The organism is Aeribacillus sp. FSL K6-1121, assembly GCF_038003725.1.
Classification (GTDB): Bacteria; Bacillota; Bacilli; order Bacillales; family Aeribacillaceae; genus Aeribacillus; species Aeribacillus composti.
The window spans coordinates 491,223-505,979 of sequence record NZ_JBBOPS010000001.1 but is presented as its reverse complement, the minus strand read 5'-3'; the positions used below and the strand labels follow the sequence as shown (position 1 = coordinate 505,979).

The window sequence follows — 14,757 nt, the reverse complement described above, 5'->3', positions numbered from 1 at the left end:
AAGAATGGCGGGGCCATTCTTTTTTTTATGAATAAATAAACATTCAGTTGTCACACACCCGTCTTTTAACCTCCGCTTCATATTGCCAAAAAAGATGCTTTCACTCCTGTTTATTTTACAATCTCCTGAATCTTTTCCTTACTTAAATCCATGATTTTTTCCAATCTCGGCCCATACAAAGCATAATGACCGGATGGCGAAATGAGGATAGGATCGTTTGTCACGTTTTTGAAGATGGTTTCTTTTTTCTTAGTGATAAGGTTAAATCTTTGCAGTTCAAAGGAACCGTCCTGGGATTTGGCAACGGGCACAAATGTATAAAACTGCTGATTTTGAGCATTGAAGTCATAGTAGGGAAAAATCCATTGAGAGTAATCGGAAGCCAAAGGGACACGAAATGTAGACAACACTTTTTTTGATGAAGAATTTATAAAAACATATTGACCGAATCCTTTTTCCTGTTGATTTTCCTGCAAATACATGACAATCGATGAAAAATTTCCATTTCCGATGACATGATCAGCGATTTTTTTTTCGTGATGTTTCATTAAGTTCGCTTCATAAAGCGGAGCGCTTAACTCAGGCTCATCGTTATTCCATTTTACATATGTAATGCGATCTTCATCTGTCCATTGAAAAAAAGGTATTTGATAGGGACTATCCACAACTTTTTTCTCTTTCAAATCAAGCAAATAAGTCTTATATGACCAATCTTCAGCAAATGCTGTAACCATCAGCTCGTTTTCATTATAGGGATTCCATGTATATTGAAGTTCAAACGCATTGATTTCCCAATGAAATAATTCCTCTCCTTCGGTGTTTACAAATGTCAGGATGGCTTGATTGGTTTCAGGGCTTGAATGAATGAGAAAAATTGTTCGGCGATCATTGGGCACTGTTTGAATAATCGGATGTTTTGTCTGAAAAAATAGTTCATCTTTTCCGATTTGAAGATCGTGACAAATAACTTCCGAACGGTCTTCAAGATTTTTAATGTAAAGCACAGCCGTTTCATGAAACCATCCAGTAATATTTTGAAAGGTATTTTCCTCTGCTTCAATCGGTTGAATGTTCTCTAAAAGATTCTGTTCTGCTTTAAAGTTTTCAAACTCATTTTCCATTTTTTTCTCTTTTGTCACTTGTTTCTTTTCATTCGTAAGCTGATGAAATTCACAAGACGACAAAAGGAGAATCGGAAAGCACATGACGAAAAAAAAGGCTGCCCTCATCACCCTCATCCTTCTCATCCAATTTTCACTTATAATTTACGAATTTTTCAAAAAAAATGTTTCAAAAAATTTATTTGCACAGCAAATAAAGCGACGCCCAAAATATTCCCTTTGCTTTCCGATAAATTTCATCAAATTGGTCAAGCGGCAAAGGGTTCCTTCCTCTGCCTAATTCAACGGTAAATCCCGGCTTTCTGTATTCTTTAATAAACCAATCGCGAAAACCGGCATGACTATCAATCATTCGGATTCCTTTATATCCGCTTAACAACTCATACTCTTTTACGATTTCTTCCGACTTCTCTGGTTCATAGTTTAAATACCCCCAATATATTTCTTCTCCTTGTGTGTGGAAGGCTACGATGAGTTCAAATTGAGACTGCTTGACTAGTTCACTCATAGCAATTGCTTCCGGCTCTGAGAGAGGATAATCACCTGGATAATCACGAGGAGCCGGGGATTTAGGGCTTTTTCTTTCTTTTTCAATTTCCCAAAAGGCAGGAAATTGATTGTTCAGATCAACGCCGCGAATATTTGCTTTCCAATCGGAAAAATCTTCACAGTTATTATTTAACTTGACGGCCTGTTCTTTCACTTGAGGATCGAACGATTCAGCTGCTAAAACAAGATTCACTCCATCCGGATTCACCATCGGGACAAACGATAAAGTAATCTGCTCATAAAGCTGTCTTACAGAAATTCCATTAATCGATTCGTTTAAAATAAGCTTCCGAACATACTCATTGAGCCATTTCATCATAATGGCTGTCGTAATCCACTCATTTGCATGAAACGAACCGTTCATATGAACTTTTTTCGTTCCGGAACCGATAAGAAGTTCAACTAAAGGATTCCCTAGAACACTGCGGCCGATAATCCTCTCTTTAATAAATGGGTAATTTTTTTTTAACACCGCAATATCGCTTGTCAAAGCCAAAAAATGATAGGGCCGTTTTGGATCAATTACAGGCCATGAAATTGGGACAGCATTGTATGTATTTTTAGTCAAGCTTGGTGAAGGATGAAACGGATTATTTTGTACGAAACCCCATCCGGGGATGACGATTTTTTCCCCTTTAAAGATTTTTTCGTTTTCGAAGAAGGGATTTGAATCCAACAACAATCGTTTCGAAAGTTGATATTTTTTTTCCAAGTACTCCAAATCCGCTGTTTCATTCATACAGATTTCCATAAAAAAACCCCTCTCCCCTTTTTATTCAGTACATAACATATTATATGAACGACATCATGTTTCATTAATAAAACGTATAAAAAAAGCTCTGACCTAATGGCCAGAGCCTTTTACTGTTTTTTTGCAGCTTGCTGCTCGGTTGAATTCGGAGATGATTCATCCTCTTTGTCAAAAAACCGCAGCAGGTCACCATAAATAATTTCATCCGAATAATCAAGCTCATTTTTCGCTTTTTCCATATATGGTTCACATGCATTTTTATCCTCAACAGCTTCGCCTGTTGATTTGTCATAGCATATTCCTCTTGTATACACATATTGATCCGTAATAAAGCTGCCGTCCCTTAACACAGCAAACGGAATACGGTCTTTTGAAAAAATATCTGTACCAAATTCGATATCGTTTTTCGTATCAATGCCTAGCAGGTTTAAAATAGTTGGCTTCAAGTCAATTTGCCCGGCGACTTGATGGAACACTTTCGGATTTTTATCGGTAACCCCTGGAATATGGATAATTAACGGAACTTTTTGCAGCTGAATCGTATCAAGCGGCGTAATTTCCTCTTTTCCTAAAAATTGTGCCATCGCTTTGTTATGGTTTTCGGAAATACCGTAATGGTCGCCGTACAATATAATAATTGAATTTTCATATAGTCCAGCTTTTTTTAGATCTTCGATGAACACTTTCAAGGCTTCATCTGTATAACGAACCGTCGTAAAATAGCGATTCACGACTCCATCTTCAGAATCAAATTCATCAATCAATTTATCTTCTTCACCCAACTCAAACGGAAAATGGTTCGTTAATGTAATATATTTCGTATAAAAAGGCTGAGGAACATTTTTCAATAATTGTACCGACTGCTTAAAGAAGTCAATATCCTTCAATCCCCATCCTACCGAATTTTCTTCCGTCACATTATAATCTCTGACATCAAAGAAACGGTCGTATCCGAGAGAATTATACATCACATCGCGATTCCAGAATGTGCGGTTATTTGCATGAAATACAGCTGTGTAATAACCGTAATCCTTTAAAATTTCCGGAGTTGCATTGTACTCATTGTTCGCATTTGTAAAGAAGACTGAGCCTCTTCCCAACGGATACAAAGAATTTTCCAATAAAAATTCTGAATCTGATGTTTTGCCTTGTCCTGTTTGATGGTAAAAATTATCAAAATAGTAGCTTTGTTTAATAAAATCATTTAAAAACGGAGTAATTTCTTGTCCGTTCAATTTCTGATTGATAACAAAGTTTTGGAACGACTCCATAGAGACGATAATGACATTTCTACCTTTTGCAATTCCATTCATTTCTTTACTAGGTTCTTTTTTGTTCGCATTTAAATAATTTTGAATTTCGACCAAGTTATTGCTGTCAGCTAACGCACGTTGTGCAGACGTTTTGGACTGCAGCAAAGAATCGTAAATATGAAAATTGTATACACCAATATTTTTGACGAGCATCTCCCTGTCAAACGTTCTTGTTAAAAGCTGCGGACGCTCTGTTTCAGCCAATCCAAGATTAAAGAAAAACACAGCTGCAACCATTAAATAATATGCTGTTTTTTCTTTGCGCATTAATTTTTCCTGTTTGCGGAAAACAGGTCTCCGTGAAAGCCAAATTAAAATGGCTATATCAACAAACATTAATATATCGACAGGTTGAATCAGCTCGGTTATGCTGCTTCCCAAATCTCCCATATTGCTAGCTTGGAAGAGCACGGGAATAGTCAAAAAGTCGTTATAAAACCGATAAAAAACAACATTAGCTAATAAGAGAAAGGTCATCACAATGCTGGCACCGATCACCCAGCGATTCCGGTTTTTGTCTTTCATAAATAATCCAATACCAAAAACAAACAGCAAAAAGCTCAGCGGATTGATGAATAAAATAATCTCTTGCTTGAAATTTTCTATTTTTATATCAAAGCTAGTTTTGTAGACAATGTACGTTTTAATCCACATAAAAAATGTCGCTAATAACAAAAAAGAAATTTTTGAAAATGTGCTTTTACGCATTTTTTTACCTCCTCAAACGGTGGACCTGCGCATTTCTACACTTAAGTGTTTTTTTTCCATTTTTTAGGCATCTTAGTGAATAACTAAAGATTATCTTAATACTTCTTCCAAAAAAAATCAATGTTTTTTTACAATATATTTACAATAAGATGCTAGCTTTTTATATATTATTTTATCTCAGTACCTATTATGTTTAGACGGACAAAAATTAAAAAAGTTTCATATAAACAGAATTTGTTATAATCCAAATTTGGCTGCCAAAAAAATACGCCTTTTTTAAAAGCGCTATCAGATTTTCTTTGCTGGACCTCGACAAGGTACATGTCGAGTTTGGGATTGTGGCTTTAGCGCACACATACTGAAAGTAGCCGGCATCCGCCAGCTACTTTCAGATGAAAATCGAACAAATATAAAAGCAAGTGGAGAGAAACACATTGTTTTTCTCCACTTACTTCATTTTAGGGACTTATCGGACAATTCCTTTTTAGTCTTTCTCAATTTTCAAGTATGTACGTTTTAACCAGCCATGCGCCGCCAATTACACCTGCATCATTGCCAAGCGTTGCAAGAGCAATATCTGCTGCGGAAGCTTCATGAAAAACGAACTGTTGAAAAACATTTTTAACTCTTTTTATTAAAAATTCCCCAGCCTTTGATACTCCACCGCCAATGATAATTTTGGAAGGATTTAAAGCAGTAGCCAAGTTGGCAAGAGCAAGACCAAGATGCATCGTCATGTCGTCGACAACCTGCAATGCCATCTCATCGCCGTTTTTCGCAGCATCAAACACATCTTTTGCAGTGATCGATCCTTTTCTTTCCAATTCTCGATTCAGCGTTGATCTCCCATTAAACTCTTCCATTTTGGCTATAGCCATTCGAACTATTCCAGTTGCAGAGGCGACCGTTTCCAGGCAGCCCGTTTTTCCGCAGTTGCACGGAAAACCTCCATGCAAAACGGAAGTTATATGGCCGATTTCTCCGCCTGCGCTATTTTTCCCATGGATTATTTCTCCATTTGCAATGATTCCTCCGCCGACTCCCGTTCCGAGTGTGACGCATATTAAATCCCTTTCTCCATTCCCCGCTCCTTTCCACATTTCACCAAGAGCTGCAAGGTTGGCATCATTATCAACGATTACTTGCAAACCAGTTTCTTTTTCAAGATTTTTCTTAAGCGGATAATTATTTTCCCATCCAATATTGACAGTTCTAGAAATGATTCCCTCTGTTAAATCGACAGGGCCAGGCGCCCCCATGCCGATTCCAATCAGCTTTTGCTTCGATTCACCAAGTTCTTTCAACTTTTCGTATATAGATTGAGAAATATCACTAACAATATTTTTTCCTGATTTATCGGTAGGGATTTCCCATTTTTCAATAATATCTCCATTTATATTGATAAATGCAATTTTTATCGTAGTTCCCCCTAAGTCCACACCAACTAGCCAATTATCGATCATAATTTTCATCCTTTACTCTTTTTCTCTTATCTTTTTCTATCATTATTTCTCGTCTTAACAATAGCATGGCCATTTCAAATTCTTTTGCGTCAATCAGTTGCGACTCAAACAGCTGCTTGACCTCCTCCTCCATTAATTCAAGATCAGCCACACGATCCCCGATGTATATGATAGTACCGAAACGTTTTAAAAGCTGTTGTATGTCGTAAATCGTTTTCAAAAACATCACCTTCTAAATAAAAATGCGGATAAGCTGCACATATTGCTAAAGTTCTTTTTTTGAAAACTTCCGAACAAGTCATCGAGCTATAGATTGTCAAGCTGTTGTTTTAGCTGCTGATATTCCGCTTTTCCCGGATCAAGCTTCAATGCCTTATCAATCGCTTCTTGTGCTTTCACAACATCATTCTGTTCCGCATATATTAGGCTAAGTACATAATAAGCTTGATGAAATGTCGGATCTTTTTCCAATACATTGTTTAAATATTCAATTGAGCTTGCCACATTGTTCAAACGATATTCCGTATAAGCAAGTAAATAGATGATTTCAACTTTTGCATCATCAAGCTCCTTCGCTTCCGAAAGCACTTCGGAAGCCTTTTGGAACTCCTTGTTCTCAATTAGTGCCTGCGCCCTTGCTAAAGCCATTTCCGAATTGCGCTTAGGGGCTATTTCATATCCATAATACCCAAGACCGAAAACGAAGATGATCGATAAAATAAGCCCCACTGCTCTCGTGAAAAATTTGGACATCCTTGGAATCTGAAGAACAAAAGCTGCCAGAAATCCGCCAATTAAACCGCCTATATGACCAGCGTTGTCCACATTCGGAATCGCCCAGCCAAGCATTAAGTTAATTAAAACTACAATCAAGATGTTGGGTCCTATTGTACGGAAAAACAATTTAGGGTTTAACACTCCTAAAAACAAGAGCGCACCGAACAAGCCGAATATCGCACCTGATGCACCTGCGGACAAAAAGGGGCTGAAAGCAAAGCTTGCAAGCGAACCAGTAAATCCGGCAAACAAGTATATAAGCAAAAATCGAATCGAACCATACATTTTTTCAACAGTCATTCCAATATAATAAAGGGCTAAAGAGTTCATAATCAAATGCAAAAAACCGATATGCAATAAAATTGGTGAAAAAAATCTCCACCATTCGCCATCGTAAATGGCAGGATTGTATTTCGCTCCAAATTTTATAAGAGTATCAGAATTTGTGCTTCCCCCGTACCATTCAAGAAGAAAAAACATCACAATTTGTGCTGTTAAAAAAACATATGTAAAGAAAGGCCTGCCATTTTCAAAAAAGGAGCGTTCCAGCCTTTCCTGCCTTTTTATATAAGAAAATATTTCTTCTTTTATTCGTTCAACTGATTCAAAATTTGATTCTTCTGCTGCATAATCAAGTTTTTTCAACGAAGCCGAAAGAGCATCTTCCAAATCACCTGTTTTTTCCATTATATGCTCTTGATCCAGCAGCATTGTTTTGACGACTGTTTTCCCATGCGCAAAAGGTTCTTTAATCCGAAATTCCCAATCATCAACAGGAGGAAATGTGGTCACATAAATGTTAAGAATATTTAAGTCCCTTCTCATAGATTGTTTTCGGATCGTTTCAAAAATATGCGCCGTATGTTCAATGTCTTGAGAGATCCAATTTCCCCAGTCAATATCTTTTCTGACAAATCGTACAAGCTGAAAATATTTGTTGCGAAACGGCTCAAGCCAAACCTCCGAATGATCGCCGGATATATTGATTAGCCTGTAATTATGCTCCACCACAAGACTTCGCAAAATTTTCCAAAAAATAAAATCTAGCTGAGTCCCCATTTAAAATCTCTCCGCATGTTTTTCCTTTATTATACCAATGTGGAAGGGCAGTTTGAAGAAAAAAGCTGAATCAAAAACGATTCAGCTTTCCATTTCCACCTATTTAAAAGCACCTTGGAGAAATTTCCTGCCAATTAGCGGTATCTGCATTGTCAGTTGAATAAATTTCTCACGCATCCATTTGCTTTTTAGGCATACGTTCATAATTTTGTATCGATTTGAATATATGAAGAAAATGCCGAATACTAGAAGAATTCTTTTTAATCGCTTCATATTTAATCCCTCCATTAATTAAAATAAACTTTTTGCTCAATTTTTATCCAAAATAAAATATGCAATTACTGTTGCAATGAAAATTGATAAAAAATTGACTGCGTCATTATTCATCCAGACAAAACCTTTCGTCTTTACCGTATATTCCCCGCAATGTATTCTTTTTTCCGTTTCAGCATGGCAGACGAGACATTTATTTTTTCGTTGAAAAAAGCATCCGAACAGCGTGTCAATCAAAGCTCCAATAAATCCAAATAATATAATGAAAGGTAAAATTTGAGCATCATTTTTTATAAAAAAAGAACTCCCCAGCGCAACAAACGAAGAACCGAGGATGGAAGCAAAAGTTCCGAGAACGGTAACAGCACCTGATGTTCCTTTTTCGACAAATTTTGGAGGAAATAAAAGAATCGGTTTTATTCGGCTTAAGCTGCCAATTTCGGAAGCCCATGTGTCCGCGTTGGCGCAAGCGAATGAAATGGTTAAAAGAATGAACCAAAAATTGCGGTCATCATGATCCACTATATTGAAAATGCTGATCAATACTGGAATCCCGCCATTTGCCAGCACTTGAACATAGTCGCGTCTTTCCCCTTTTTCAAGAATTGATGTCATTTGCGCTTTTCGTTCCTTCTTCCATTTACTGATCATGCTTGATGACGCAAAAAATAATCCAAGGGGGACCAGCCCTAGAAAACCAAAACTAAAATAGATGCTAGCGCCGACAAATACGGAGCTTATTGCTCCAGAAATCGACAAAGCTTTTGACTTATAGGAAATATAAGCGATAGTCGCAATAAAAATAATGAACAATAAAGGAATGATCATTTCCTGCACTCCACCAATTCTTTTTCAGTAATGATGATATCAACCGGAATATCATGGGATTCAATCGGCACTTCCTCAACTATTTGAAAGGAAAAAGCAAGCGCAATAGTTACATTTGCGTATTTATGTAAATAACGATCAAAATAACCCCCGCCATATCCGATCCTGTGCCCACGCCGGTCGAAGCAGATGCCAGGGACGATGAGCAAGTCAATTTCTTTTGGCGTTATGAGTGTTGTTTGCTCAAAGATCGGCTCCTGTAAATCTAAATAAACATTCTCTAATTGATCAAACGATTTTATTTCCCTGAACTCCATTTCTTTTATATTTGGGTCGCATTTAGGCACAGCTGTTTTTTTCTTTTCCTGCCAGCAGCGAAAAAATAAACTTTTTGTATCGACCTCGAAGCCTTTGGATACTGTAAGGCCAATGGTATTCGCCTCCTGCCAATAGTCTGTTTCAAAAAGAGTTTCAGCAATTTTGTTTGACCAGTCCGCATGCAATTCATGCCCCATGTTTTTTAACATCCGTTTCACTTCATTTCTGATTTCAAATTTTTTTTCCAACTTAAAAATTCCTCCCATTTACCTTTTTTATAATAAAAAAACAGCAGGAAATATCTTCCCACTGCTTTTACTTCGTTTCACGATGCAAAGCATGACTTTTGCATCTTGGACAATATTTTTTCAATTCGATGCGTTCTGTGTTTGTACGTTTATTTTTTGTAGAGATATAATTTCTATCGCCGCATTCTGTGCAAGCAAGAGTAATATTTACGCGCATATCTTTCCCTCCAAACTATTTCATGTTCAAATTCAGACTTTTATATAATATCATTTTTGCATTGTAAAATCTACATTATGTTTATTTTTGAACACAAAGTTTCAAGTCGTTTCAAATTACATTTTTTTTAAGTTAACATGAAATTTCGTTAAAAGCCGTTTTGTTCTATTAAAATATATGATATAACAATAAAGGGACAACTAATGGAAGGTGAGATGCATGGAAATTGTGATTATTATTCTTTTCCTTGTCAGCATTGCTTTATTAGGAATTGCTTATACTCAGCGTGACGATATAAAAGAGTTGGAACAAGAAGTTGAGCATTTATCCGTTTCTGCGATGCAAGAAATATACAAAATGAAAAAGAAAATGAGGGTATTGGAAGAAGAATTGCTGCAAGGAACAAACACAAAGCCTGTTTCGCAAGACACACAGTCCGTTATACACTTTGATTATTACACGAAAAACAAAATTCTATCAAAATATCAGCAAGGCATGTCAATTGCTGAAATTGCAAAATCGGAAAATGCCACAACCGATGAAGTAAAGCTAATAATCGAACAAAATAAGAGGGAACTATCATGAATAAACGAATTTTACAAGCATTCTCAGCAGGGATGATCGTTTCCACCTCAATTTTGACCCTCACTTTTTATTTAGGGAACTATGATCAAAAGGTTGTGGCTGAAAAAGAGTTGACGGACAAATCAGTTAACGAGTATTTAGCTCAAAATAATAAAATTGCTGTATCCAATAAAGAATATGAAGAATTTCTTTCTTACAAAGATACAAAAGTAAAAAATCTGAATAAAACACCTCAACAAAATGAACAGCAGCAGAAGCAGCAAAATCAAAATGCACAAAACCAAAATGCACAAAATCAAAACCAAGAACAAAAGAACAATAACCAACAAACTGAGGTAAAACCTGTAAAAGTAAATATTAAAGAAGGCATGACGACAAGCGACGTATCAAAAATACTTGAACAATCGGGCATTATTGATTCCGCCTCCAAATTTAATCAATACTTAATTAAACACGATTATCATAAGCGTGTACAAATTGGAACTTTTGAAGTAAAAAAAGGGATGAGCTACTACGAGATCGCAGAAGCCCTTACAAGATAAAAGGGGCTGCGATCCGTTTTTTTATAAATAAGGTTTGAAACCAGCCGTTTGTAAAAAAAGGAAGTTTTTCAAAACTCAAAATGGTGAAGTTCAGAACCACAAAAAGATTGCCCTTATCATTTTTCTCCCATTCCCGACCGTGTTGATTATTGTCATTCCAAGATCATTGTCCCAGCCTCAATTTTGTGCTTTTCTCGGCTTTTAATTGTCTTTTTTTAATCAATAGTACTTATAAAAGCCCACCAAAATTCCATGCCTTTTCTTTCACAAAATTGCCCTATGCTCTGCCCGAAATTTTTCCATAACACTTGTCTCTTATATTTCAGACATAGACACGATATAATACTTACAATTCCATTTTATATTCAATAAACTATTTAAATCGAAAGACATAAAAAGTTCCCTTCCTATCTAGATAAATTTGGGCGGCGAACCAAAATTTATTTTAGCACTAGGAGGGGCTTTTTAGTATCGCGGAACCATTTACGAATAACATAGCGATTTTATTTATATAAAAAAGGTTTGCCTGAAAACGGCAAACCTTTAATCATTTAAAGCATAATGGCGGCCTTTAACTAAATATAAAACATTTTCCGCGATATTCGTCGCATGGTCAGCAGTACGTTCAATAAATCTTGCTACAAGAGAGAGCTGGGTAATTTGATTCATATACTCTAAGTTCTCAGGAATAATTTGCAAAAGCTCCTTAATTGCTTCACCATATAAATCATCTACTTCATCGTCTATTTCGGCTATTTTTCTTGCTAATGCAACATCTTCCTCATGGTAAGCTTTCAGCGATAAAGACAGCATTTCTGATGCCAGCTTGTGCATTTTTGTGATTTGTTCAAGCGGTTTTATAAGCGGTTCATTTCCAATTCGAATTGCTGATTTTGCGATGTTGACTGCGTTATCTGCCATTCGTTCGATATCAGCAGCTATTTTAATGGAAACAATGATTCTTCTTAGATCAATCGCAACGGGCTGCTGCTTTGCAATTAAAAGAATTGCAAAGTCATTAATTTCCTCTTCGAGCTGATCGACATTCACATCTTGCTCTAATACTTCAATAGCCAAATCGATATCCTGCTTTTCTAATGCGCGGATTGATTTGCCTAATGCAACTTCCGTCAAACTGCCGATTTCAATTAACTTGGTGTGTAACGTGTTCAAGTCAAGTTCGAATTTTTCTCTCATTTTTTTTCCTCCAACATGAACCGTGTTATTCAAAACAATTATTATCCGAAGCGTCCTGTAATATAATCTTCCGTCCGCTTATCTGACGGATTAGAAAAGATTTGGTCGGTTTCGCCAAATTCGATAACTTCTCCGTTTAAGAAAAAGGCAGTTTTATCAGATATACGTGCAGCTTGCTGCATGTTATGCGTTACAATAATAATGCTGTAATCTTTCTTTAATTCTTGAACCAATTCCTCAATTTTCAACGTAGAAATCGGATCAAGCGCTGACGTTGGTTCGTCCATCAAAATCACATCAGGTTCAATTGCTAAACAACGCGCAATACATAAACGCTGCTGTTGTCCTCCTGACAGGCCATACGCGTTTTCCTTCAACCGATCTTTTACTTCATCCCATATAGCCGCGCCTCTTAAACTTTTTTCGACGATTTCATCCAATATTTTTTTATCACGGATGCCGTGTATTCTCGGTCCATACGCAATATTGTCATAAATAGATTTCGGAAACGGGTTCGGCTTTTGGAAAACCATGCCGACTTGAGTGCGCAGTTCTTCAACACGATAAGATTTATCAAATATATTTTTTCCGCGATATAATATTTCACCGTTGATTCGAACGGATGGAATCAGCTCGACCATTCGATTCAATGTTTTGATATAAGTCGACTTTCCGCATCCAGAAGGACCGATGATTGCAGTTACTTCATTTTCATAAATGTCTAAATCAATGTTTTTTAGAGCTTGATCATCACCGTACCATAAATTTAAGCCGTTCGTTTTATAGACAATTTTCTTTTCATTCTTGTCTTCGCTATTTTGTTCATAAACGATTTCTTGTTCTTTTTTCAGTTCAGTTTTTTTCAATTCAGTAATTGCCAAAATAAAAACCTCCTTCATCCTTTTAGGAAAACCCATTTAATAACGCTTTTGAAATTTGTTTCGAATCAACACCGCAATCGAATTCATTACAATTAAGAAAATAAACAACACAATGATTCCGGCAGCTGCTACATTTTGAAATTCTGCTTGAGGTCGCGAAGCCCAATTGTAAATTTGAATCGGCATAACCGTATAGGAGCTTAATAAATTCTCTGGTAAATAGTTAACAAATACAAATGCACCCGCCACAAGAAGAGGGGCAGTTTCTCCAATAGCTCGTGAAAAAGCTAAAATGCTTCCGGTAAGAATTCCAGGAATTGCAGCTGGAAGAACAATTCGATAAATTGTTTGCCATTTCGTTGCTCCCATTCCATAAGAAGCTTCACGTAACTCTTTCGGAACCGAACGGATCGCTTCTTGTGCCGCCACGACAATAACTGGCAATATTAATAAACTCATCGTTAAACCGCCTGCCAAAATGCTTCTGCCTAAATCCATTCCCCGAACAAATACTGTAAGCCCCAACAAACCAAAAACAATAGATGGGACACCCGCCAAATTCGAAATATTCGCCTGAATAAAATTTGTAAGTTTATTTTTTTTCGCATATTCCTCTAAATAGATAGCTGTTCCTACACCAAGCAGGAGGGAAATTGGAATGACCACTCCCATAACCCAAATTGAGCCGACCAGGGCTGCTTTTATTCCTGATGCAGAAGCTCTTCTAGAGGCAAAATTTTGGAAAAATTCCGGTGTTACATAACTAATTCCTTGAGTGAATATCCGGTATAACAGAATAGCAAGGACTACTAAAGCGAAGATGGTAGATACAAAAAACAGTGTTTGAAAAAAACGATTTTTCATAGTCCTTTTGCCCATCATTTTTCGAACAACCGTTTGATCAATGTACTTCATGTTAATATTCCTCCCTGAATCGGCGCGAGATAAATTGAGCTAATAAATTCATCAGCATTGTAAAGACAAAAAGCGTGGCCCCGACAGCATAAATGCTGTAATAGATTGTTGTTCCGTATCCCGCATCGCCCGTGCTGACTTGAACGATATAAGCCGTCATCGTTTGAATAGATTCAGTTGGATCAAACGTTAATTTTGGAGTGGCTCCTCCAGCCAATGTGACAATCATTGTTTCGCCAATCGCACGGGAAATTCCTAGTACGAACGAGGCAACGACTCCCGATGTGGCAGCAGGAAGTACTACTTTTAAAGCCACCTCAAATTTTGTCGCACCTAAAGCAAGTGCGCCTTCTCGAATGGAATTCGGAACAGAGCTCATCGCATCTTCTGAAAGGGAAGCAATCATCGGAATAATCATAATTCCAACAACAATGCCCGGGCTTAATGCATTGAAAAAGCCAATATCAGGGATCAATTTTTGCAAGAGAGGAGTAACAAACGTCAGAGCAAAAAAACCATATACAATAGTTGGAATTCCTGCCAAAACCTCTAAAATCGGTTTGATAATCCTTCTTGTCCGATCTGACGCATACTCACTCAAAAAAATAGCAGATGCAAGACCGACTGGAAGCGCAACAATCATGGCAATAACCGTTACTAAAAGCGTGCCAGAAACAAGAGCCATGATTCCATATGAGGCATCATCTTTTAAAAACGGATACCATTCTTTTTCAGTGATAAATTCAAAAAAAGAAACTCGTGAAAAAAACATGATTGTTTCTGTAGCAAGAGTAGCAATGATTCCGATAGTTGTTAAGATGGAAATAGCTGCTGCAACAAATAAAACGGCTGGGACCATTTTTTCCATAAAATCGCGCGTGGATTTTTTTGTTTTTTTCTCTTTGATCATTTCCCGAACCGATTTTCCTGCAGATAAAGCCATCATGAAAACCCCTTTCATGCCCATAGGAAGATGAGAAGCAAGGATGCTTCTCATCCAACCAGTCTATTT

The 14,757-nt window shown here is 36.9% G+C and carries 15 protein-coding genes; 2 read left to right on the top strand and 13 right to left on the bottom strand.

Translation table 11 applies throughout. The features are described from left to right. Window positions 1-110 precede the first annotated feature (110 nt). The 9 genes from NSQ61_RS02515 to rpmG all read right to left on the bottom strand — a co-directional run bounded on the left by NSQ61_RS02515 (window position 111) and on the right by rpmG (window position 9,625). Complete coding sequence (locus tag NSQ61_RS02515) at window positions 111-1,229, bottom strand: YqgU-like beta propeller domain-containing protein (protein ID WP_340805810.1); 1,119 nt, start codon at window positions 1,227-1,229, stop codon at window positions 111-113. Between the two features lie 70 nt (window positions 1,230-1,299). Next, the gene (locus NSQ61_RS02510; RefSeq protein WP_340805808.1) at window positions 1,300-2,421 is read right to left on the bottom strand and encodes a M14 family metallopeptidase; all 1,122 of its coding nucleotides are present in this window, start codon (window positions 2,419-2,421) and stop codon (window positions 1,300-1,302) included. Between the two features lie 110 nt (window positions 2,422-2,531). After that, window positions 2,532-4,442: an LTA synthase family protein gene (locus NSQ61_RS02505; protein WP_066247574.1), complete on the bottom strand. Its 1,911-nt coding sequence runs from the start codon at window positions 4,440-4,442 to the stop codon at window positions 2,532-2,534. Between the two features lie 494 nt (window positions 4,443-4,936). Continuing rightward, the gene (locus tag NSQ61_RS02500; protein WP_130156351.1) at window positions 4,937-5,905 is read right to left on the bottom strand and encodes an ROK family glucokinase; all 969 of its coding nucleotides are present in this window, start codon (window positions 5,903-5,905) and stop codon (window positions 4,937-4,939) included. Further along, entirely contained in the window at window positions 5,895-6,125 is a 231-nt protein-coding gene (locus tag NSQ61_RS02495) for a YqgQ family protein (RefSeq protein ID WP_340805806.1), read from the bottom strand. The genes NSQ61_RS02500 and NSQ61_RS02495 overlap by 11 nt, the downstream gene beginning before the upstream one ends. 86 nt (window positions 6,126-6,211) lie before the next feature. Continuing rightward, window positions 6,212-7,741, bottom strand: a complete 1,530-nt coding sequence (locus tag NSQ61_RS02490) for a rhomboid family protein (RefSeq protein WP_063388085.1) — start codon at window positions 7,739-7,741, stop codon at window positions 6,212-6,214. Between the two features lie 309 nt (window positions 7,742-8,050). After that, complete coding sequence (locus NSQ61_RS02485) at window positions 8,051-8,842, bottom strand: DUF92 domain-containing protein (RefSeq protein ID WP_340805805.1); 792 nt, start codon at window positions 8,840-8,842, stop codon at window positions 8,051-8,053. Continuing rightward, complete coding sequence (locus NSQ61_RS02480; protein ID WP_063388083.1) at window positions 8,839-9,408, bottom strand: 5-formyltetrahydrofolate cyclo-ligase; 570 nt, start codon at window positions 9,406-9,408, stop codon at window positions 8,839-8,841. The genes NSQ61_RS02485 and NSQ61_RS02480 overlap by 4 nt, the downstream gene beginning before the upstream one ends. A 67-nt stretch (window positions 9,409-9,475) precedes the next feature. Next, window positions 9,476-9,625: a 50S ribosomal protein L33 gene (rpmG, locus tag NSQ61_RS02475; RefSeq protein WP_063388082.1), complete on the bottom strand. Its 150-nt coding sequence runs from the start codon at window positions 9,623-9,625 to the stop codon at window positions 9,476-9,478. A gap of 219 nt (window positions 9,626-9,844) precedes the next feature. On the opposite strand from rpmG, the gene NSQ61_RS02470 reads away from it, so the two are divergent. Then, the gene (locus tag NSQ61_RS02470; protein WP_063388081.1) at window positions 9,845-10,210 is read left to right on the top strand and encodes a DUF6115 domain-containing protein; all 366 of its coding nucleotides are present in this window, start codon (window positions 9,845-9,847) and stop codon (window positions 10,208-10,210) included. Continuing rightward, complete coding sequence (locus NSQ61_RS02465) at window positions 10,207-10,752, top strand: endolytic transglycosylase MltG (RefSeq protein WP_066247568.1); 546 nt, start codon at window positions 10,207-10,209, stop codon at window positions 10,750-10,752. Before NSQ61_RS02470 ends, NSQ61_RS02465 begins: the two co-directional genes overlap by 4 nt. 543 nt (window positions 10,753-11,295) lie before the next feature. Here the strand turns inward: NSQ61_RS02465 and phoU are convergent. From phoU to pstC, 4 genes are all read right to left on the bottom strand, one after another. Further along, window positions 11,296-11,949, bottom strand: coding sequence for a phosphate signaling complex protein PhoU (gene phoU / locus NSQ61_RS02460; protein ID WP_063388079.1), 654 nt, complete (start codon window positions 11,947-11,949; stop codon window positions 11,296-11,298). 41 nt (window positions 11,950-11,990) lie between these two features. Continuing rightward, window positions 11,991-12,782 (bottom strand): phosphate ABC transporter ATP-binding protein PstB, encoded by a 792-nt coding sequence (gene pstB, locus NSQ61_RS02455; RefSeq protein ID WP_269467022.1) that lies wholly within the window; start codon window positions 12,780-12,782, stop codon window positions 11,991-11,993. An 84-nt stretch (window positions 12,783-12,866) separates the two neighbouring features. Continuing rightward, the gene (gene pstA, locus NSQ61_RS02450) at window positions 12,867-13,745 is read right to left on the bottom strand and encodes a phosphate ABC transporter permease PstA (RefSeq protein WP_327856459.1); all 879 of its coding nucleotides are present in this window, start codon (window positions 13,743-13,745) and stop codon (window positions 12,867-12,869) included. Window position 13,746: 1 nt separating this feature from the next. Continuing rightward, window positions 13,747-14,688 (bottom strand): phosphate ABC transporter permease subunit PstC, encoded by a 942-nt coding sequence (gene pstC, locus NSQ61_RS02445; RefSeq protein WP_063388077.1) that lies wholly within the window; start codon window positions 14,686-14,688, stop codon window positions 13,747-13,749. Window positions 14,689-14,757 lie beyond the last annotated feature (69 nt).

Coding starts and splice junctions, on each gene's coding strand:
- NSQ61_RS02515 (WP_340805810.1), bottom strand. CDS start 1,229: ATGAGGGCAGCCTTTTTTTTCGTCATGTGCTTTCCGATTCTCCTTTTG.
- NSQ61_RS02510 (WP_340805808.1), bottom strand. CDS start 2,421: ATGGAAATCTGTATGAATGAAACAGCGGATTTGGAGTACTTGGAAAAA.
- NSQ61_RS02505 (WP_066247574.1), bottom strand. CDS start 4,442: ATGCGTAAAAGCACATTTTCAAAAATTTCTTTTTTGTTATTAGCGACA.
- NSQ61_RS02500 (WP_130156351.1), bottom strand. CDS start 5,905: ATGATCGATAATTGGCTAGTTGGTGTGGACTTAGGGGGAACTACGATA.
- NSQ61_RS02490 (WP_063388085.1), bottom strand. CDS start 7,741: ATGGGGACTCAGCTAGATTTTATTTTTTGGAAAATTTTGCGAAGTCTT.
- NSQ61_RS02485 (WP_340805805.1), bottom strand. CDS start 8,842: ATGATCATTCCTTTATTGTTCATTATTTTTATTGCGACTATCGCTTAT.
- rpmG (WP_063388082.1), bottom strand. CDS start 9,625: ATGCGCGTAAATATTACTCTTGCTTGCACAGAATGCGGCGATAGAAAT.
- NSQ61_RS02470 (WP_063388081.1), top strand. CDS start 9,845: ATGGAAATTGTGATTATTATTCTTTTCCTTGTCAGCATTGCTTTATTA.
- NSQ61_RS02465 (WP_066247568.1), top strand. CDS start 10,207: ATGAATAAACGAATTTTACAAGCATTCTCAGCAGGGATGATCGTTTCC.
- phoU (WP_063388079.1), bottom strand. CDS start 11,949: ATGAGAGAAAAATTCGAACTTGACTTGAACACGTTACACACCAAGTTA.
- pstA (WP_327856459.1), bottom strand. CDS start 13,745: ATGAAGTACATTGATCAAACGGTTGTTCGAAAAATGATGGGCAAAAGG.
- pstC (WP_063388077.1), bottom strand. CDS start 14,688: ATGGCTTTATCTGCAGGAAAATCGGTTCGGGAAATGATCAAAGAGAAA.